Below are 18,605 nucleotides of genomic sequence, written 5' to 3'. Positions count from 1 at the left end.
GGATTGGTCTGCATGCGAGCTCGAATGGCCTTGAGGTTGTCACTAATCGCCTATGCTCTCGGCATGATTAAATTTTGCAGGGTTCATCGCACCTGGGGGGCTGCTATCACGGGCGGGTTGCTGGGCCTGCTGCTGGCCGCAGGCGCGCAAGCCGAGTCGCTGACCTGGGGGCTGTTGCCGGTGCCGGGCGGGGTCGAGCTCAAGGAAGGCAAGCCGCATGCTGGCATCCTGCTGGAGTCGCTGTTGCTCCTCGAGCCCGATTTACCCGGCCTGGATATCCACTACGAACTGTTCAACGTGCCACGCATGCAGCAGGCCATGGCCAGCGGCCGTGAGTTCTGCACCAATGGCAGCCTGCCCCTGGCCGAGCGCGATCGCCAGGGCTACTTCGTGCCCTATCTGGTGACCCCGCCGATGCAGCTGGTGGTGCGGGCCGACAGCCTGGCGCGCCTGCCCTGGCGCGGCAAGCAACTGTACCTGAGCGACTTGTTGGCCAGCCACGAACTGCGCGGAGGGCTGGCCAGCCTGCGCAACTACCCGGAGGCCATCCGTGGCGCGCTGGCGGCGGCGCAGGAGCAAGGGCGCCTGGAACGCTTCAGCGGCGGTATTGCCGGAGGCGGGGAGAATCTGCTGTTCATGGTCAGCCACGGTCGCATCGATTTCACCTTCGAGTACCCGCCGGTACTCATGGCGATGAGCCAGGACGAGCTGCTGCTCGAGCCGCTACGCAGCATCGGTCTGGCTGACAATACCGAACTGCAGCTCAGCGGCATATACTGCACGCGCAACACCTGGGGGCTGGCGATGGCGCGCCGGCTGGATCAGGCCGTGCGCCGCTTGATGGGCGAACCGCAGGCGCTGCTGGCGCTGTACCAGCGCTATTTGCCGGCCGATACTTTCATGACCTACCGGCAACCTTTGCTCGGCTACTTCCGCCAGCGAGCCGGGCAGGTCTTCGAAGCCGCGCCCTGATCCAAGCCAGGCGCAGGTGGACGGCCGATGGTCTGATTGCCAGCGCAAGGCAGGAAAGTGCATTGTGCGGATGATTACGTGGCTGCAAAACGGCAGTCGATCGAACGAAATGGAGAGTGCAGGGAATGAAGTCGCGGGCAACACTGTGGATTTTGCTGGGCGGGTCATTGATCCTCGCCTTGTCGTTGGGCATTCGCCACGGCTTCGGCCTGTTTCTGCCGCCAATGAGTGCCGAGTTCGGCTGGGGGCGCGAGGTGTTCGCCTTCGCCATCGCCCTGCAGAACCTGATCTGGGGCCTGACCCAGCCATTTACCGGGGCCCTGGCCGATCGCTACGGCGCGCAGCGCACGGTAGTGGTCGGTGGGGTGGTCTATGCCTGCGGCCTGGTCTTGATGGGCCTGGCCGACTCGGTCTGGTCGTTGTCGCTGAGCGCCGGCCTGCTGATCGGCATCGGCCTATCCAGCACCTCGTTCTCGGTGATTCTCGGGGTGGTCGGTCGTGCCGTGCCCGCGGAGCAGCGCAGCATGGCCATGGGCGTCGCCGCAGCGGCTGGATCGCTCGGCCAGTTCGTCATGCTGCCCGGCACGTTGGGCTTGATCAGCTGGCTCGGCTGGTCCGCCGCCTTGCTCGCCCTCGGCTTGCTGGTGGCCTTGATCGTGCCGCTGGCCGCAATGATCAAGGATAGCCCGTCGCCAGTTCTGGCCCACGAGCAAAGCCTGGTCGAGGCCTTGCGCGAAGCCTGCGCGCATCCCGGCTTCTGGTTGCTGGGGCTGGGTTTTTTCGTCTGCGGCTTCCAGGTGGTATTCATTGGCGTGCACCTGCCGGCTTACCTGGTCGATCAGCATCTGCCGGCGCTGGTCGGTACCACGGTCTTGGCCTTGGTCGGCTTGTTCAACGTATTCGGCACCTACACGGCCGGCTGGCTTGGCGGACGCATGTCCAAGCCGCGCCTGCTGACGGCCCTGTACCTGGCCCGGGCGGTGGTGATCAGCGCCTTCATCCTGGCCCCGCTGACTACCTGGAGTGCCTATGCTTTTGGCATCGCCATGGGCTTGCTGTGGTTGTCCACGGTGCCCTTGACCAACGGCACGGTGGCGACCATGTTTGGCGTGCGCAACCTGTCGATGCTGGGGGGGATCGTCTTTCTTTTCCATCAGATCGGCGCCTTTCTCGGCGGCTGGCTGGGCGGTTACCTGTATGACCGCACCGGCAGCTATGATCTGGTCTGGCAGATCGCGATTTTCCTCAGCCTGCTCGCTGCGGCGCTGAACTGGCCGGTACGCGAGAAACCGGTAGCGCGCCTGCAAGGCATTGGAGTCGGTGCATGAAGACCGAGTATTGGCTGAGCAGTGCCTTGCTCATGCTGGTCGCCGCGCTGCTGGCCCTGGCCTGGTGGGGCTGGGGCCGGAGCGGGCTGGCATTCATGCAGTTGGGCCTCGGGGCGTGTTGAGCGCCTGGCTCCTGCGCGCGTCTCCTGGCGTGCTCTGCCGGCCCGGCGCGGGATAACCCACTGCGCCAGCCATCCGGCGCTTCGCGTCGGCCCTCGATTTATTCACACCCCTGAACGCTGGTTTGAAGAACCTGGTTGCAGGCGCTTACCTTTTGTCGATTGCCTGGCGCGGGGTGGGCGAGTAGCGTTGCAGCTTGGCTTCTGCTCGAGGTTCTGTCCATGTGGTTGCGTGCCCTTGTCCTGCCGATTTTCCTCACTGGCCTGGCGCTGCCGAGCTGGGCCGCCGAGTGCCCGGTCCTGCTGCAAGGCGAGCTGCCCAGGCTGCGCAGCAAGGACAGTATCGACCTGTGCCAGCAGTTTTCCGGCAAGCCTCTGGTGGTGGTCAATACCGCCAGCTTCTGCGGCTTTACCCCGCAGTTCAAGGGACTGGAAGCACTCTATCAGCGCTACCGGGAACAAGGCCTGGAAGTGCTTGGCGTGCCTTCGGACGACTTCAAACAGGAGTCGGACGATGGCGAGGAAATCGCCAAGGTTTGCTACGTCAATTACGGCGTGACTTTCAGCATGAGCGAAACCCAGCGGATCACCGGCCCCCAGGCGATTCCTCTGTTCAAGGAGCTGACCGCACAGAGCCAGGCACCACGCTGGAATTTCTCCAAGTACGTGGTCGACCGTCAGGGCCAGGTGATCGCCAGTTTCTCCAGCCGCACCCAGCCGGACGACCTGGCGCTGATCGCCGCAGTCGAGCAGGCCATCGCCTCGGTGCCTTGAGTCGCCAGCGCGGCATCCACGCGCACCCTTCACCCATCTGGGCGATGGGCGGGACATTCTCGCCTCCTTAAAGTGTTGCTACGCCGGACGCAGTCTCCCGGCGTGCCAACAAGAACAATAAGGAGGCACCCATGCGTCGTGTTATTACTACCGCCCTGGCCACCATGGCCCTGGTCGGCGCCGTCGAGGCCCAGGCCGGTTACACTCAAACCAAGTATCCGATCGTGCTGGTGCACGGTGTCACCGGTTTCGACACCATCGGTGGCCTGATCAACTACTTTCACACCATCCCCTGGAACCTCGAGCGCGATGGCGCCAAGGTCTATGTCGCCAGCGTTTCTGCTCTGAACGACAGTGAACAGCGCGGTGCCGAACTGGCCCGGCAGATCGTGCCCTGGGCCGGCGCCAACGGCGGTAAGGTCAACCTCATCGGCCACAGCCAAGGTTCGCCAACCTCGCGGGTCGCCGCCTCCTTGCGTCCTGACCTGGTTGCCTCCGTCACCTCGATCAATGGCGTCAACAAGGGCTCGAAGGTCGCCGACGTGCTGCGCGGGGTGATTCCGCCCGATAGCGGTATCGAAGGTGGCGTCAATGCCCTGGCCAATGCCGTGGGTGCGGTGATCAATCTGCTGTCGGGCAGCAGTAATCCACAAAGCGGTATCGATGCGCTGAAAACCCTGACCACCGCCGGCACTGCGCAGCTCAACAGTCGTCACCCGTGGGGCGTCAACAACAGCAGCTACTGCGCCAAGTCCAGCGAAGTGCAAAACGTACGCGGGTATAACATTCGCTACTTCTCCTGGACCGGAGATTCGTCCTACACCAATGTCTTCGATGCGGTCGACCCGTTCCTGGCCATCACCGGCCTGGCGTTCGGCAGCGAGAAGAACGATGGCTTGGTCGGGGTCTGCTCCACCTATTTGGGCCAGGTGCTCGGCGACAGCTACCACATGAACCACGTCGATGCGATCAACCACCTGTTCGGTATCCGCGGCTGGACCGAGCCGGTCTCGCTGTATCGCCAGCATGCCAACCGCCTGAAGAACAAAGGCGTCTGAGCCTTGCCACGTATGCGGGCTGGCCAAGACAGCCCGCTTTGGAGGTCGCATGCCCTTGCCCATTCGCTCCCTGATTTCGCTGGCTGTGCTGGGCATCCTTGCCGCGGCGATGACGCTGTACTGGCAATGGCCGGAGCCGGTGGTGGTGCAGACCGATTCGGCTCGCACGGCTCCATCTGTCGCCGCCATCATTGCCAGCCCCATGCCGCAGCAGCCGGCGCCCACTGCCGTCGACCAGGCCGCGCCAGCGGCGGTTCTGCCGAGCATGAGCGGTACCGAGGTCGACGGTGAGTTGAAGTCCGACAGTGCCGGTAATCTGCAGCTTGATTTGGCCCTGCGTGACTATTTCGATTATTTCCTCAGCGCTGTCGACCAGAACGGGCTGGATAGCTCGGTCGAGGCATTGCTGGCTGATGCCGGTGGACGCTTGCAGGAGCCGGCGCTGGGCCAGTTGATCAATCTGCTCGGTGATTATCTGGATTACAAACGCGCCAGCCTGGCGCTTATGCAGCAGCCGCTGAACGCACAACAGCAAGCCCAGCCGCACGCGCAACTCGCGGTATTGCAGCAGGCTTTCGACAGCATGGCTCAGCTGCGCCGCAGCCACTTTTCAACGGGAGCGGTCGAGGCCTTGTTTGGGGCTGAAGAGGCCTATGCACGCTACACCCTTGACAGCCTGAACCTACTGGCTCGCGATGATTTGAGCGAACAGGGCAAAGCCGATGCCCAGCAGCGCCTGCGCGAACAATTGCCTGCCGCCATGCGCGCCAGTGAGGAGCGCCAGAGCCAAGCCCTGGCCCAGCTGGCGCAAACCGAGCGGCTGTGGCGTGAGGGGGCAAGCGAGGAACAGGTGCGCCAGTCATTGGCTTTGTCCTATGATCCGCCGACAGTCGAGCGCCTGCTGCTTGAGCAGCGCAACGAACGCGACTGGCAGCAGCACTACAGCTCTTATCGCGAGCAACTGGCCAGGTTGCACAGCAATGGCCTGAGTCCGGCGGACCAGCAGCATGAGCAGCAGCGTTTGCGCCAGCGTTTGTTCAACGCCGCCGATCAACACCGAGTCGACACCTATGATGCGATTGCCGCCAAACAGCAGGACAACGAACCAGTCGAGCTTTAAGTCCGGGCGGCGGCCCGAGCACTCACTCGCGCAGTCAGGCCGGGTGCGATGAACCTGGAGCAGGAAGAGCGCCTGCTGCTGGCACAACAGCGCCGGGGCTACCGGCGGTTGTGCTTTGTCCCCGAGCTGGAACAGGGCTTTGTCGAGCACCGGGTGCAACGCATCGGTCGCCGCTTGCTGTTGATCGTCAGCACCGCAATTGTCTTCCAGCTGATCTATACCGCCCTCGACCTGCTGCTGATGCCGCTGTCGGTGAGCCTGTCGGTCGAGCCTTTGCGCGCGCTGGGTATCCTCGGGGTGCTGGCCGCTTTCGTCTACTGCCGGCGCCCGCAGAGTCCGCCGCGCGCGGTGTTATTCGCCTACATCGGCGCCTACGCACTGAATGGCGCGTGCGTGGCGGTGATCATTCACCTGTGCTGGGTCCAAGGCGTGGACATGCCCTACGACGGGCTGTTTCTGATCCTGTTGTTCGGCTATGTGCTGCTCGGTGTTTCGTTCCGTGCCGTGAGTCTCGCCGCCTGGGGCTTCTGTCTGCTGTTCCTGATGCTTGGCCTGTTGCTGGTCGAGCCAGGCAGTCTGTGGGCCTACCAGGGCCAGTTCCTGCTTTGCGCCAACCTGATCGGCAGTGTCGGCGCCTACCTGCAAGAGCACGGGCAGCGTGGCGCCTGGCTCAATCTGCGCCTACTCGATCTGGCCCGCCAGCGCGCCGAAGCGGATGACGCACGCAAGCTGCGCCTGCTGGCCGCCGCCAGTCATGACCTGCGCCAGCCGCTCAACGCCATGGGGCTGTATGCCCAGCACCTGCTCGAACAGAGCCGGGAGCCGGATATTCAGCGAGTCAGTGCGCGGCTGGCGACCTCGGTGGAACAGCTCAGCCGCTTGCTGCAATCACTGCTGGACTACACCCGCCTGACCTTGCCCGGCGGGGTGCAGGCCAAGCTTGAAGTGTTCGCCCTGCGTCCTCTGCTCGAACGCTTGAGTGGCGAAACCCGCGGTGAAGCCGAATTGCAGGGGGTCACCCTGGACCTGCAATGCGCGGATTTGTGGGTGCGCAGCGACCCGCTGCTGCTCGAGCGGGTGCTGCGCAATCTGCTCAACAATGCCCTGTGCCATGCCCAGGCGCGGCGAGTGACGCTTAGCGCCGCGGAGGACGCTGGCAGCGTGCTGCTGCAAGTCGCCGACGACGGCCGTGGTCTCAGCCCGGCAGAACAGGCACAGATCTTCGAGGAGTTCCGCCAACTGGACAACCCCGGGCGCAATGCCGAGCGTGGCCTGGGCCTCGGTTTGGCCATCGTCCAACAACTGGCCACGCTACTTGAGCACCCGTTGCAGCTGGATTCCAGTCCGGGGCAGGGCGCGCGCTTCGGTTTGCGCCTGCCGCGCGCCACTGTGGGTGAGTGGCAGCCAGCCAAACCAGTCGGTGCGGCACTGCGTGGGCGGGTCTTGCTGGTGGAGGACGATGAAGCCGGGCGCGAGGCGTTGTCCGGGCTGTTGCAGCGCTGGGGCTGCGAGGTCTGGGCCTGCGCCGATCTGCAGGCGGCCCTGGCGTGCCTGGCAGAGGCGACCCCGCAGTTATTGGTCAGCGACTACCGGCTGGCCGCCAAGGAAGATGGTTTGCGCGCCATCGAGCGCTTGCGCGAAGCCGCCGGACGCATGTTGCCAGCCTTGCTGATCAGTGCCGATATCAGCCCCGAGTTGCAGGAACGCTGCATGCCCGCGCACGTAACCCTGCTCGGCAAACCCTTGTTGCCGGCGCGCCTGCGTCAGGCTCTGGCGGTACTGCTGCCGCCTGCCGCCGCACCTGAGCCAGCGCCGTCTGGCGCAGTGCAGAAGTAGCGGGGCGGACGGCAGTCCGCTTCAACCCAGCCGCTCGCCTCTATAGCCAGCCCCGCTGGCGCGCAGTGCTGACACAGGCGGTGCGGGTGTGCACATCGAGTTCCTGATACAGGGTCTTCAGGTGGGTTTTTATCGTGTCTTCGGATACGCCCAGTTGCCTGCTGATAGCCTTGTTCGGCAGGCCTTCGGCCAGCAGCAGGAGGATTTGCAGTTGGCGGGGGGTGAGTTGTGGTTTTTCGCCGGCACCCGGCGCCGGCAGGGTTTCCCCGAGCAACACGCGGGTCACCGCCTGGCGTAGGTCGTCGCTGTGGGCGCTTTTCGGGATAAAGCCCAGGGCGCCTGCGGCCAGCGCCGCCTGAGCATCCAGGTTGGAGTCGCTGGCACTGAGAATCGCCACCGGGGTCATGCGTCCTTGCTGCTGCCAGCGTTGCAGCAGTTCAAGGCCGGCGACGTCCGGCAGGCGCAAATCCAGGAGAATCAGATCGAAATCGTGCTGGCTCAGGCACGCCTCGGCTTCGCTAGCGTTCTGCGCGGTATGTATGTGCAGGTCTGGGCAAAGCGGGGCAAGGGCCAGGCTGAGGCCGTCGAGGAAAATCCGGTGGTCGTCCACCAGCAACAGGCGCAGCTGTGTGGGTAAGGCAGTACAGAGTGTGGTCATGGCTGTCTCACGCGGCTTGTTTTTATGCTTGGCAGCTCGTTGAAAAAACTATTGCGCTCGGCTCTACGGCGTTCGCTACATTTTTCAATGGTCTGTTGATGGTTGCCGGGCGAGTTTAGCCTAATGTGCTCGTTGAATTAGAAGCGGTAGGTCACTTGTGCGCCCAAACCATGGGCGGTGTTTTTGTAGGTGGAGCTGTAGGCACCTTTAGTGGTGCTGACATGGTTGATCTTGGTGTCGTCCTCCATGAGGTAGGAGTAGGCCAGATCGATGGTCATCACGTCGTTCGGGCTCCAGCCGGCGCCCAGGCTGACAATCGTGCGGTCGCCCGAGGGAATGCGTGGCGAACGGTCGGTATTGTTGGTGGGCGACTGATCCACGGCCAGGCCCGTGCGCAGTGTCCATTGCGAGTTCAGCTTATAGGCGGCGCCCAGAGCATGCGCCCAGGTGTCGTGCCAGTTCTGTGCTTCGCTGATGGTGGTGAGATTGCCGGCGAGCAAGCCGCCGACGCCCTGGTTATCGGCGCGAATCTCTTCCAGGCGACTCCAGCGAGTCCAGGTGCTGCCGGCATACAGTGTCCAGTCGGCATTCAGCTCGTGGGTGATGGAGAAGTCCACGGACTCGGGTGTGGTCAGGTCCAGCGACGCATCGTATTTACCCGCAGACGAGCCGATTACAAAACCGGGACCTGCCACCTCGGTATGGCCCTTCAGGGTGTAGTCGACCTTGGAGTGATAGCTCAGGCCAACGCGCGTACGCGGGCTGAACTCGAACAGCAGGCCGGCGTTATAACCCAGCGCCAGGTCATCGCCCTTGATCTTCACTTCACCGTCGCCGGCACCCGGCAGCGGATTGCGCAGGGCCGAGGTCAGTTCGCCGTCGATGCGGTTGATGGTCGGGCCAAAGCCGATCGACAACTGGTCATTGATGCGGTAGCTGAGGGTCGGTTGCAGGGTCACCACGCGCACTTCGCTATGGTCTCCGTAATACCGGCCCTGGAAGTTGTCTTCGTAGTTGGTGATCAAGCCGAAGGGCACATACATGCCGAGGCCGAAGGTCCAGTGAGCGTCCAGCGGTTTGACGTAATAGGCCATGGGCGCGCCGACCAACGGCACCATATCGCCGTCGTTGCTGCCTGAGAAACTGCCACTGGCGTGGTCGAAATCAGTTCTGGCATGGATCAACGCAACGCCGCCACTGACTTGCTCGCGTTTCAGGCGCGACATGCCGGCCGGATTGCCGAACACGGTGCTGGCATCCTCGGCGGACGACGAGCGCCCGGCAAAGGCGCTGCCCATGCTGCTGACACTTTGTTCGTTGATGGCAAAGCCGCCGGCCAGGCCATGGCTGGACACTGCAGCAATGGCCAGTGCCAGGCCGGTCTTGAGGGCGATTTTTATCACAGGAAACTCCATCGGGGTTAAGCGAGGCGCGGAAACTAGCAGGCTTTGCGATGCCCGCCAAGTGGCTGAAGCCCCCGGAATAGAGCGGTTCTTGTCCTACAATTTGCGGCGCTGTACGGATTTTGCAGCGTACCTTTGCTGGTCGCGGTGGATTGTTTGGCGCTCTTCGCGAACGGGTTGGGTGCGCTCAGGCAACTTGGCTGAAGTTGCCGATGCAGCGCTGCCAGGCTTCGATGAAGTCACGCGGCTGACCTTGTGGATTAAATACACGGCGCCAGACCCGGGCCAGGCCGAGCAGGTCATCGGCGGCGGGTAATTCGCGCTGTTCCACCTCGACCAGCATCCAGGCGATGGCGGTGGCGTACCGCAGGTTGACCGTCAGCTCCAGGTGCGGCGCCGCGAGAAAGGCGTGCTGGCTGGCCAGCCCGCGGATCTGGCTGGCCAGGTCCGGGTCGAGCGCCAGGAAGTGATCCCATAGCTGCTGGTGGCGCAGTTCGGCGATGCGGTAGAGGCCATGGCCACCCTGGGCATTCAGCGCCGAACCCAGCGCCGACTGGCAGGCAGCGGCGCCCAGCAGCAGGACTTCGGCAGCAGGTGAGTGGCGTCCCAGATAGATCAGCGTGGGGCGGATGACATGCTGGATCAACTCGCAGGCTGGAATTCCCATATAGCCCTCGCGAAAAATGGCCGGTGGGGCCGGGGCGCGTGGCAGCGTGTGGTTGTTCTTGGAAAGCCCCACCGGAAGCGTGTTTAGCCGCTTGATTTGAAGTGTAGTGCGACCTTTCGCCTGTAAAATACTGTTTTTAAATTGTTTTATGCTTTCGGTTATTACCTATATTCCGCTTGGTGCTTAGCCCGCGAGCGCAGCCAGCCGATAGCGATTCGGCAGGCTACCGCTGCGGTATTGACCAGGGTGCCGGGCGAGATTAGCCATTGACGGCAACTCCCAGAAACTTCCGGGTCGCCCAGGCTGAGGATATAAGGCTAATGGAATCAACCTGCTGGGCTTCTCCTTGCGCAGTCAAAGCTGCAGGGTTGCAGCTTCTCGGACAAACGCTAGTCACCCGTCGCGACAGGCCGTGCCGGGTCGGTAATCCACTCGCTCCAGGACCCGGCGTACAGCGGCGCCAGCGGGTAGCCGGCGAGGCACAGGGCGAACAGGTTGTGGCAGGCGGTGACGCCGGAGCCGCAGTAGGCCACCAGCTCGCTGGCCGGGCGCTCGCCGAGTTGCGCGGCGAAGCGCTGGCGCAGCTGCGCCGCCGGCAGGAAACGTCCGGTGCTGTCGAGGTTCTCGGTGCAGGGTGCGCAGCGGGCGCCGGGAATATGCCCGGCAACCGGGTCGAGCGGTTCCACCTCGCCACGAAAGCGCGGCAGGGCGCGGGCGTCGAGCAGGGTCAGCTGCGGATCGGCGAGGCGTTGTTGCAGCTGACGGGCGTCGACCAGCAGGCTGGCATCGGCGTGTCCGTCGAAGTGGCCGGGTACTGGCTGCGGCAGCGCTTGACTGAGTGCGCCACCTGCCTCGCGCCAGGCCTGCAAGCCACCGTCGAGCAAGTAGACGCCCTCGCGTTTGCCCAGCCAGGCCAGTAACCACCAGGCGCGAGCGGCGAACATAGCGGGGCCGTCGTCATACAGCACCACCGTGCTGTTGTCGTTCAAGCCCCATGCCCGCAGACGCGCCAGCAGTTGGGCGGGGTCCGGTAGCGGATGGCGGCCGCTGATCCCCTTCTGGATCGGACCGGACAACGCGCGCTCGAGATCGGCAAACTGGGCGCCGGCGATATGCCCTTCGGCATAGCTGCGCTGGCCGTAGTCCGGGTCATCCAGGGCGTATCGGCAATCGAGGATGACCAGCTCGGGTTGCCCAAGGCGGGCCTGGAGTTGAGCGGCGCTGAGCAGTTGGGCAATAGGCATGGCGGGCGTCCTGATCAATAGCGGATTCGAGGCATGATAAACCGCCGCATGCACTATGCAGAATCTGAGGCGGCAAGTCGCGAGTCTTGCCATGGGCCTGATATTGTCAAGCGTGGAAGCATCAGCAATGTTTAGCTGGCGGCTTGGGCTAGCAGCCTGTCGAACTTAACACTGTCCTACTGCGGAAAAGCCGGACTTGATCATTTCTTGCGCGCCTTCTCGTTAAATAGAGCGACTATTCGCCTCAAAAGCGCGCAAGAACTGCTTCAAACCGAACTTTCCCTCGCTACGGACGGTCAAGTCCGACAGGCTGCTAGAGGCTTCCACCCCCCTGTTTTGTGCCATTGGATGAGGTGTCTGTGTCGCCGCTGTTAACCGTTGTGGCCTTTACCTTACTGGCTGGCATTGCCATGCCGGTGGGGGCGGCGCTGGCCAGTATCGAGCGAATTCGACCGCGTTGGTTGGAGACCGAGTTCAGGCACAGTGCGGTGGCTTTCGGTGGTGGCGCGCTGCTGGCTGCGGTGGCGTTGGTCCTGGTGCCACAAGCCATTGTCGAACTGAACCCCTTGCCGGCGGCACTGTGGTTCTTTGCCGGCGGCGCCGCGTTCATGGGGCTGGACATCCTGATGTACCGACTGAAAACTTCGGCCAGTCAGTTGTTCGCCATGCTGTCGGATTTTATTCCAGAGTCCCTGGCGTTGGGGGCTGCATTTGCATTCGGTGGCCGTGGCGCGATTCTGCTGGCCAGCTTGATGGCGCTGCAGAACTTGCCGGAAGGCTTCAATGCCTACCGGGAGTTACGCGGTTCGACGGGCTACAGCCGCGCAAGAATAGTGCTGATGTTTAGCCTCATGGCGCTGCTTGGGCCGCTGGCAGGCGTATCGGGTTATTTGTGGCTGGCCAATTCTGCGCAGTGGGTGGCGGCGATCATGCTGTTCGCCGCCGGTGGCATCCTCTACTCGGTGTTTCAAGATATCGCGCCCCAGGCCAGGCTGAACAAGCATTGGGCGCCATCGCTGGGTGCCTTGCTGGGGTTTATGCTGGGGATTGTCGGGCACATGCTTACCGTGGTCTGAGGGCTGCTGTATCGTTCAGCCTCTTTCACACTCACAGAGTCATGAGACAGCCATGAAGCGTTTTGTACTGCTCGATACCGCCCAGATTCCCGATGGCTCCGGGGCGCTCTGCCTGTTCGAGTATGGCGAGGATTTTGTGATCAAGATTGCCGGCGGCGATGGTGGTCAGTTGATGAACACGCGCATGCATGGCTCCGAAGATGCCCTGGCGGCGATTCCCTGCAAAAAAGTCGCCGGACGCCCGGAGTCGCGGGTATTGATCGGTGGCCTGGGCATGGGCTTTACCCTGGCGGCGGCTCTGCAGAACCTGGGCAAGACGGCCGAGGTGGAGGTGGCCGAATTGGTGCCGGGGGTGGTCGAATGGAACCGCGGCCCACTGGGCGCAAAAGCCGGCTATCCGCTGCTCGATTCACGCACGCGGGTGTTGCAGGAGGATGTCGCCAATAGCCTGAAGACGGCGGATAAGCGATATGACGCGATCATGCTGGATGTCGACAACGGCCCCGAGGGCCTGACCCAGAAGCGCAACAGCTGGTTGTATTCCGCGCAAGGCTTGCAGCGTTGTCATCAGGCATTGCGGGCCAAGGGGGTACTGGCCGTATGGTCGGCCAGCGCCGACAGCAAGTTCGCCGACAAGGTGCGCCGGGCCGGCTTCAAGGTCGAAGAAGTGCAGGTCTATGCCCATGGCAACAAGGGCACCCGCCACACCATCTGGATCGCCGAAAAGCTCGGCTAAAAGGCGCGCGCAGTAAAAAGCCCGTGGCTGGTAATCCAGCCACGGGCTTTTTACTGGATGACTCAGCGAATCTTCAGCCGACCGAGGCGGTCGTTATCCAGGCTGCCGAAGTACAGGTAATCACCCACCGGCTTGACCGAGGTGACCATGCGCAGGTGCGTGCCGCTGGTGTCGTGCAGGCTGCGGATGATTGCGCCCTGCTCGTTGATGGCAATGGCCAAGCCATAGGGGGTCGCCTTCGGCCAGAGCGCACGCGGCAGTTTGGCGATTTGCGCCTTGAGCCAGGGGTGCAGGTGGAGAAAATCGGCATCGGCCTTGCGCGGCGTCGGCAGGGCGACCCAGAAGGTGCCGGCGTGATCGCCTTGCAGGTTGTCCGGCAGGCCCGGCAGGTTGTCGATAAATACATCATGCGTGCCGGCTTGCTCGCCCTTGAGCCAGTAGCGGGTGATGTGGTAACGGTAGGTTTCGTTGACCAGCACGAAGTCCTCGTTGGCCGACAGCGCCACGCCGTTGGCGAAGTACAGGTCCTTGAGCAGCACGCGGGTCTCACCGCTTTGGGGGCTGTAGCTGAGCAGGCGGCCATGGGGACGGGCTTCGAGCAGGTCGAGCAAATAATCCGGCTGTTCGAAGCGTGAGGAGGCATCGCTGAAGTAGATGGTGCCGTCGCGGGCGATGTCCAGGTCATCGGTGAACTTGAACGGCACGCCTTCGGCTTCGCTGGTCAGTACCTTGAGCTGACCTTGCGGGTCGATGGACAGCAGGCCCCTGTGGGCGTCGGCGACAATCAGCTGGCCGGCTGCGTCGAAGTCCATGCCCAGTGGGCGGCCGCCGGTGTCGGCGAAGGTCTCCAGGCTGCCGTCGGCCTCGAGGCGCACGATGCGCCCGTCATGCAGGCCAGTGTAGACCCGGCCCTGGGCATCGACGGCGCTGTCTTCGGGGCCATGGATCTGGCCGAGGCCGAGCAATTCGGCCTTCATCAGGGTGTCGTTGGGTTCCAGCACGCCAGTCATGGCCGGGGCCGGTGGCGCCTCCCAGGCCAGCGGGTCGATGGGGCTGGGGGTGATGGTCAGATAGAGTGCCAGGGCGGCGACCAACAGGATGAGTAGGCCAAGCAGTTTCTTCATTGCGCTATTCCTTGTGCCGAAGCGGGCGAACGGCGGCCAGATTACACAGTTAAGCGCCACCAAGGCGAGATCGGCACGGCGCTGTGTCGGTTTACGGGCGCGCAATACCCGGCAAAGGGCCGCTGCGATATATACTGCGTGGCATTCTTCATGGGAGAGCCGCGTGGCTATTGATATTCACTGGATTCGTGACAATGCCAGCCTGGCGCAGCACTGCACCAGCTGGCGCAGCCTGCCATTCGTGGCGGTAGACACCGAATTTATGCGGGTCGACACTTTTTATCCGATCGCCGGCCTGCTGCAGGTCAGCGAAGGTGAGCGCGCCTACCTGATCGATCCGTTGCTGATCGACGACTGGGCGCCGTTCAGTGCCTTGCTGCAAGACCCGGCCGTGGTCAAGGTGTTGCATGCCTGCAGCGAGGATCTGGAAGTCTTCCTGCGCCTGACCGGTAGCCTGCCAGTGGCCTTGTTCGACACCCAGTTGGCCGCCGCCTACCTCAACCTCGGCTTCTCCATGGGCTATTCGCGCCTGGTGCAGGCGGTGTTGAACATCGAGCTGCCCAAGGGCGAGACCCGTTCGGACTGGCTGCAGCGCCCGCTCAGCGAGACCCAGATCAGTTACGCTGCCGAGGATGTGCTGCACCTGGCCGAGGTCTATACCCAGTTGCAGCAACAGCTGACGGCCGAGAAAAATGCCTGGGTGCTGGAAGACGGCGCCGAGCTGGTGGCCAACCTGAGCCGTGAAGTCGCCCCGGAAGAGGTCTACCGCGAGGCCAAGCTGGCCTGGAAACTGTCCCGCGCGCAACTGGCGGTGCTGCGCGAACTTTGCATCTGGCGCGAGCGCGAGGCCAGGGCACGCAATCAGCCGCGCAATCGCATCATCCGCGAACATTCGCTGTGGCCGTTGGCCCGCACCCAGCCGGATAACCTGGTAGCGCTGGCACGGATCGACGACATGCACCCGAAAACCGTGCGTCAGGACGGCGAGTTCCTGCTCCAGCTGATCAAGAAGGCTGCTGCCACGCCGTCGGCCGATTGGCCCGAGGCAGTGCCCGAGCCGTTGCCGCTGGAAGCCTCGACCTTGCTGAAGAAGCTGCGCGCCCTTGGCCAGCGCGAAGGTGAGCGGCTGAACATCGCCCCGGAACTGATGCTGCGCAAGAAAACCCTCGAAGCCCTGCTGAAAACCGGCTACCCCAACGGCCCTTACCGGTTGCCGGATTCGCTGCGCGGCTGGCGGCGTGAATTGATGGGCCAGGCACTGCTCGATTGCCTGGCTGGTGAAGGAGAATCCGCGTGAAACGCATCTGTTCGATCTACAAAAGCCCGCGCAAAAACGAGATGTACCTCTACGTGCTGAAAAGCGATGCCCTGGAGCGGGTGCCGGAAAGCCTGCTGGCGGCGTTCGGTCCGCCAACCCTGGCTTTCAGCATGGTGCTCACGCCCGAGCGCAAGCTGGCTCGCGAGGATATTCACGCCGTGCTGGAAAACCTCGAGAAGCAGGGCTACCACCTGCAGATGCCGCCGCCGGAAGATGAATACATCGAGCATCTGCCGGAAGAATTGCTGCGTCGCAACGACCCGATTTGACCGCCATGCGCGTCCTCATCGGTGAAGCCGCACATGCCCGCTATGCCGAGCTGCTGCAACAGGTGGCGCCCGAGCTCGAGCCGTTTGGCAGTGCCGACCCGCTCGAGCTGGCGCGCTGGGCCGGCAGTTGTCCGCTCTGGCTCGGTCAGCCGGATCTGCTTGCGCCACTGCTGGCGCAGGGGCACCAGCCACAGTGGCTGCAATCGACCTGGGCCGGCATCACGCCGTTGCTGGCCGCCGACCTGCCGCACGATTATCTGTTGAGTCGTGCGGTCGGCATCTTCGGCCAGGTGATGGCCGAGTACGTGCTCTGTCACCTGCTGGCCCACGAGCGTCAGCTGTTTGCCCGCCTGGCCGCCCAGGTCGAGCAGCATTGGGATGGCCGTCTGCCGCAGAGTCTGGCTGGACGCCGTGCGCTGATCGTCGGCAGCGGCGATATCGGCCAGAGCGTGGCACGCTTTCTCGCCCCATTCGGCATCGAGCTGTACGGCGTGGCCAGTTGCGCGCGCGTCCTCGCGCCTTTTGTCGAAGTAGCCAGCCTCGATCAGTTGTCGCGCCTGGCCAGCCAGGCCGATTACCTGATCAACCTGTTGCCGGACACCCCGGCCACCCGCGATATCTACGATGCCGCGCTGTTCGCCCGGCTCAAACCCGGCGCGCTGCTGATCAACGCCGGGCGTGGCGTGGCAGTCGTCGACGCCGACCTGGTCGCGGCGCTGCAGCAGGGCCAATTGGCCGGCGCGGTGATCGACGTCTGCCGCCAGGAGCCGCTGCCCGCCGGGCATCCGTTCTGGAAGGCGCCGCGCCTGCTGCTCACCGGGCACAGCGCCGCGCCCACCGAGCCACGGCTGCTGGTGCAGTTGTTCGTCGACAATCTGCGGCGTTTCCAGGCCGGCAGCGAGTTGCGTGGCGCCGTGGATTTCGCCCGCGGGTATTGAGTCGCCCGCATGGATCCAGGCGCGACGAGAGTGGCGTCGGGCGAGTTGCCGCCACCACTGCGCTGCCATTCGGCCCGCCGCCCTTGGCCGCTTGCGAGGCGCGCGCTAGACTGCCGGCCTTTTCGCCAGACACCGTATCCTCACCATGGCCGCCAAAGTCGAACCCTTCTGGAAACGCAAAACCCTCGAGCAACTCGATCAGGACGAGTGGGAATCGCTGTGCGATGGCTGCGGCCTGTGCTGCCTGCAAAAACTCGAGGATGACGACGACGGCAGCGTCTATTACACGCGCATCGCCTGCAAGCTGCTCGACCTGAAGAGCTGCCGCTGCACGGACTACAGCAATCGTCGAAAGACCGTGCCCGATTGCATCCAGCTCACCCCGGCCCAGGCCGACCAGTTCCAGTGGCTGCCGCCGACCTGCGCCTATCGCCTGGTCAGCGAGGGCAAGGACCTGCTGCTGTGGCATCACCTGGTCTGCGGCGATCCGGAGCAGGTGCACCAGCAGCGGATTTCCCAGTCCGGGCGCATGCTCAGCGAAAACAGCGTGGCCGAGGACGATTGGGAAGAGCACCTGATTTTCCGCGCCGGCTGATGCAGGGTTAGGTTTAACCAGCTATAAGGATCAGCTTGCATTGAATTGCCCGGCCCATATCCGGTCTACCCAGTGCACAGACCCGTGCCGCCAGGAAATGCCCATCATGATGATTCGCCGTAGCTTGTTGTCCGCCTTACTGTTGAGCCTGTGCACACCACTCTGGGCGGCGCAGAAGGTCGACCTGGATTACCTCGTGCGCTTTCTGCCCGAGAGCGATCAGGCCGAAGTCAGCCTGACCCTGGGCAAGGGCGAGCGCGTGCGCAGCCTGTCGTTCAATCTGGGTGACAAGGGCATCTACAGCGATTTCAGTGCCGACGGCGAGTGGAGCCAGGAAAGCCCCGAACGTGGGGTCTGGCAACCAGGCAAAGGCGTGGCGAAGCTGACCTACCGCGTGCGCATCAGTCAGCCGCGGGGAAATGGCCGTTTCGATGCGCGCATGACCGAAGACTGGGCCTTGCTGCGCGGCGACAACCTGGTGCCCAGCGCCCAGTTGCGCCAGCAGAACAAGACCGAGCTGGTCGCACGCCTGCAGTTCGAGCTACCCAAGGGCTGGCGCGGCGTCGAGACCGGCTGGCCGCTGATTGGCAAGAACAAGTTCCGCATCGACAACCCGCATCGCAAGTTCGATCGTCCGACCGGCTGGATCATCGCCGGCAAGATCGGGACGCGCCGCGACAAGCTTGGCGAAACCGATGTGACCATCGCCGCGCCGGTTGGCGAGGGCATGCGCCGCATGGACATTCTTACCCTCTTAACCTTCGTCTGGAAGGAAGCCCAGGCGGTGTTCCCGCGTGACCCGGCCAAGCTGCTCATCGTCGGCGCTGGCGACCCGATGTGGCGTGGCGGCCTGTCGGCGACCAACTCCTATTACATGCATGCCGATCGTCCGCTGGTCAGCGAGAACGGCACCAGTTCGCTCGTGCATGAACTGGTGCATGTGTTCAGCCGCATCCAGTCGCGCGAGCGTAGCGACTGGGTCACCGAGGGACTTGCCGAGTATTACGCCATCGAACTGGTTCGCCGCGCCGGTGGCTTGAGCGAAGAGCGCTACCAGAAAGTCCGTGAACAGCTGCTTGACTGGAGCAAGCCGGTGAAGAGCCTGCGAGGCAATAGCGCCAGCGGTCCGGTGACTGCGCGTGCGGTACTGCTGCTGCAGGAACTGGATCGGGAAATCCGCCAGAAGACCAAGGGCAGCACTGCGCCACGCTCGCTGGACGATGTAACCCGTGGCCTGATGCGTCTGGACAAGGTCAGTACCAAGGACTTTATCGAGATCAGCGAGAACGTGATGGGCGGGGCGTCCAAGGTGCTCGACAGCAAACTGCTGAAGTAGTCTCTGCGCAGGCGAGCGCCCTAGCTGCGGCCGG

The 18,605-nt window shown here is 63.5% G+C and carries 19 protein-coding genes; 14 read left to right on the top strand and 5 right to left on the bottom strand.

Annotation, left to right across the window (positions count from 1 at the left end; translation table 11 throughout):
• Window positions 1-63: 63 nt before the first annotated feature.
• The 7 genes from PH586_RS19375 to PH586_RS19345 all read left to right on the top strand — a co-directional run bounded on the left by PH586_RS19375 (window position 64) and on the right by PH586_RS19345 (window position 7,207).
• Window positions 64-972, top strand: coding sequence for a hypothetical protein (locus tag PH586_RS19375; RefSeq protein WP_271349441.1), 909 nt, complete (start codon window positions 64-66; stop codon window positions 970-972).
• Window positions 973-1,097: 125 nt separating this feature from the next.
• Entirely contained in the window at window positions 1,098-2,300 is a 1,203-nt protein-coding gene (locus PH586_RS19370; RefSeq protein WP_271349440.1) for an MFS transporter, read from the top strand.
• Window positions 2,297-2,422: a hypothetical protein gene (locus PH586_RS19365; RefSeq protein ID WP_271349529.1), complete on the top strand. Its 126-nt coding sequence runs from the start codon at window positions 2,297-2,299 to the stop codon at window positions 2,420-2,422. The genes PH586_RS19370 and PH586_RS19365 overlap by 4 nt, the downstream gene beginning before the upstream one ends.
• Before the next feature lie 219 nt (window positions 2,423-2,641).
• On the top strand, window positions 2,642-3,193 hold the full coding sequence (locus PH586_RS19360; RefSeq protein WP_271349439.1) for a glutathione peroxidase: 552 nt from the start codon (window positions 2,642-2,644) through the stop codon (window positions 3,191-3,193).
• 131 nt (window positions 3,194-3,324) lie between these two features.
• Entirely contained in the window at window positions 3,325-4,251 is a 927-nt protein-coding gene (locus tag PH586_RS19355; protein ID WP_271349438.1) for an esterase/lipase family protein, read from the top strand.
• A gap of 49 nt (window positions 4,252-4,300) precedes the next feature.
• Window positions 4,301-5,371, top strand: coding sequence for a lipase secretion chaperone (locus tag PH586_RS19350; RefSeq protein WP_271349437.1), 1,071 nt, complete (start codon window positions 4,301-4,303; stop codon window positions 5,369-5,371).
• A 48-nt stretch (window positions 5,372-5,419) separates the two neighbouring features.
• Window positions 5,420-7,207 carry a hybrid sensor histidine kinase/response regulator gene (locus tag PH586_RS19345; RefSeq protein WP_271349436.1) on the top strand — a complete coding sequence of 596 codons (1,788 nt, stop codon included), beginning with the start codon at window positions 5,420-5,422 and terminating at the stop codon, window positions 7,205-7,207.
• Between the two features lie 40 nt (window positions 7,208-7,247).
• On the opposite strand, the gene PH586_RS19340 is transcribed toward PH586_RS19345, so the two are convergent.
• The 4 genes from PH586_RS19340 to PH586_RS19325 form a co-directional block, all read right to left on the bottom strand.
• Window positions 7,248-7,865: a response regulator transcription factor gene (locus tag PH586_RS19340; protein WP_271349435.1), complete on the bottom strand. Its 618-nt coding sequence runs from the start codon at window positions 7,863-7,865 to the stop codon at window positions 7,248-7,250.
• A 137-nt stretch (window positions 7,866-8,002) separates the two neighbouring features.
• Window positions 8,003-9,268, bottom strand: a complete 1,266-nt coding sequence (locus PH586_RS19335; RefSeq protein WP_408637004.1) for an OmpP1/FadL family transporter — start codon at window positions 9,266-9,268, stop codon at window positions 8,003-8,005.
• Window positions 9,269-9,455: 187 nt separating this feature from the next.
• Window positions 9,456-9,935, bottom strand: coding sequence for a hypothetical protein (locus tag PH586_RS19330; RefSeq protein WP_271349433.1), 480 nt, complete (start codon window positions 9,933-9,935; stop codon window positions 9,456-9,458).
• Window positions 9,936-10,324: 389 nt separating this feature from the next.
• Window positions 10,325-11,179 carry a sulfurtransferase gene (locus PH586_RS19325; protein WP_271349432.1) on the bottom strand — a complete coding sequence of 285 codons (855 nt, stop codon included), beginning with the start codon at window positions 11,177-11,179 and terminating at the stop codon, window positions 10,325-10,327.
• 359 nt (window positions 11,180-11,538) lie between these two features.
• Here PH586_RS19325 and PH586_RS19320 point away from each other — a divergent pair, with 359 nt between their 5' ends.
• Together PH586_RS19320 and PH586_RS19315 are read left to right on the top strand one after the other, a co-directional pair.
• Window positions 11,539-12,255, top strand: a complete 717-nt coding sequence (locus PH586_RS19320) for a ZIP family metal transporter (protein WP_271349431.1) — start codon at window positions 11,539-11,541, stop codon at window positions 12,253-12,255.
• A 52-nt stretch (window positions 12,256-12,307) separates the two neighbouring features.
• Entirely contained in the window at window positions 12,308-12,991 is a 684-nt protein-coding gene (locus PH586_RS19315; protein WP_271349430.1) for a spermidine synthase, read from the top strand.
• 62 nt (window positions 12,992-13,053) lie between these two features.
• Here PH586_RS19315 and PH586_RS19310 read toward each other — a convergent pair whose 3' ends face one another.
• Window positions 13,054-14,115 carry an SMP-30/gluconolactonase/LRE family protein gene (locus PH586_RS19310; protein WP_271349429.1) on the bottom strand — a complete coding sequence of 354 codons (1,062 nt, stop codon included), beginning with the start codon at window positions 14,113-14,115 and terminating at the stop codon, window positions 13,054-13,056.
• A 163-nt stretch (window positions 14,116-14,278) separates the two neighbouring features.
• Here PH586_RS19310 and rnd point away from each other — a divergent pair, with 163 nt between their 5' ends.
• The 5 genes from rnd to PH586_RS19285 all read left to right on the top strand — a co-directional run bounded on the left by rnd (window position 14,279) and on the right by PH586_RS19285 (window position 18,571).
• Entirely contained in the window at window positions 14,279-15,412 is a 1,134-nt protein-coding gene (rnd, locus tag PH586_RS19305) for a ribonuclease D (RefSeq protein WP_271349428.1), read from the top strand.
• A complete protein-coding gene (locus PH586_RS19300) occupies window positions 15,409-15,702 on the top strand; it encodes a YcgL domain-containing protein (RefSeq protein ID WP_271349427.1) in 294 nt (97 codons plus the stop codon). The genes rnd and PH586_RS19300 overlap by 4 nt, the downstream gene beginning before the upstream one ends.
• Window positions 15,703-15,707: 5 nt before the next feature.
• A complete protein-coding gene (locus tag PH586_RS19295) occupies window positions 15,708-16,640 on the top strand; it encodes a D-2-hydroxyacid dehydrogenase (RefSeq protein ID WP_271349426.1) in 933 nt (310 codons plus the stop codon).
• A gap of 145 nt (window positions 16,641-16,785) precedes the next feature.
• Window positions 16,786-17,235 (top strand): YcgN family cysteine cluster protein, encoded by a 450-nt coding sequence (locus PH586_RS19290; RefSeq protein ID WP_271349425.1) that lies wholly within the window; start codon window positions 16,786-16,788, stop codon window positions 17,233-17,235.
• Between the two features lie 106 nt (window positions 17,236-17,341).
• Window positions 17,342-18,571 (top strand): hypothetical protein, encoded by a 1,230-nt coding sequence (locus PH586_RS19285; protein WP_271349424.1) that lies wholly within the window; start codon window positions 17,342-17,344, stop codon window positions 18,569-18,571.
• The last annotated feature ends 34 nt before the right edge of the window (window positions 18,572-18,605 follow it).

This window comes from Pseudomonas aestuarii (genome assembly GCF_027988105.1).
Taxonomy (GTDB): Bacteria; Pseudomonadota; Gammaproteobacteria; order Pseudomonadales; family Pseudomonadaceae; genus Aquipseudomonas; species Aquipseudomonas aestuarii.
This window is presented reverse-complemented; position numbering and strand designations above follow the sequence as displayed.

Bases quoted from the DNA above. Each gene is read 5' to 3' on its own strand.
- PH586_RS19290 (WP_271349425.1), top strand. From the start codon at position 16,786: ATGGCCGCCAAAGTCGAACCCTTCTGGAAACGCAAAACCCTCGAGCAA.
- PH586_RS19365 (WP_271349529.1), top strand. From the start codon at position 2,297: ATGAAGACCGAGTATTGGCTGAGCAGTGCCTTGCTCATGCTGGTCGCC.
- PH586_RS19360 (WP_271349439.1), top strand. From the start codon at position 2,642: ATGTGGTTGCGTGCCCTTGTCCTGCCGATTTTCCTCACTGGCCTGGCG.
- PH586_RS19310 (WP_271349429.1), bottom strand. From the start codon at position 14,115: ATGAAGAAACTGCTTGGCCTACTCATCCTGTTGGTCGCCGCCCTGGCA.
- PH586_RS19295 (WP_271349426.1), top strand. From the start codon at position 15,708: ATGCGCGTCCTCATCGGTGAAGCCGCACATGCCCGCTATGCCGAGCTG.
- PH586_RS19355 (WP_271349438.1), top strand. From the start codon at position 3,325: ATGCGTCGTGTTATTACTACCGCCCTGGCCACCATGGCCCTGGTCGGC.
- PH586_RS19285 (WP_271349424.1), top strand. From the start codon at position 17,342: ATGATGATTCGCCGTAGCTTGTTGTCCGCCTTACTGTTGAGCCTGTGC.
- PH586_RS19330 (WP_271349433.1), bottom strand. From the start codon at position 9,935: ATGGGAATTCCAGCCTGCGAGTTGATCCAGCATGTCATCCGCCCCACG.
- PH586_RS19340 (WP_271349435.1), bottom strand. From the start codon at position 7,865: ATGACCACACTCTGTACTGCCTTACCCACACAGCTGCGCCTGTTGCTG.
- PH586_RS19345 (WP_271349436.1), top strand. From the start codon at position 5,420: ATGAACCTGGAGCAGGAAGAGCGCCTGCTGCTGGCACAACAGCGCCGG.
- PH586_RS19350 (WP_271349437.1), top strand. From the start codon at position 4,301: ATGCCCTTGCCCATTCGCTCCCTGATTTCGCTGGCTGTGCTGGGCATC.
- PH586_RS19315 (WP_271349430.1), top strand. From the start codon at position 12,308: ATGAAGCGTTTTGTACTGCTCGATACCGCCCAGATTCCCGATGGCTCC.
- PH586_RS19370 (WP_271349440.1), top strand. From the start codon at position 1,098: ATGAAGTCGCGGGCAACACTGTGGATTTTGCTGGGCGGGTCATTGATC.
- PH586_RS19325 (WP_271349432.1), bottom strand. From the start codon at position 11,179: ATGCCTATTGCCCAACTGCTCAGCGCCGCTCAACTCCAGGCCCGCCTT.
- PH586_RS19375 (WP_271349441.1), top strand. From the start codon at position 64: ATGATTAAATTTTGCAGGGTTCATCGCACCTGGGGGGCTGCTATCACG.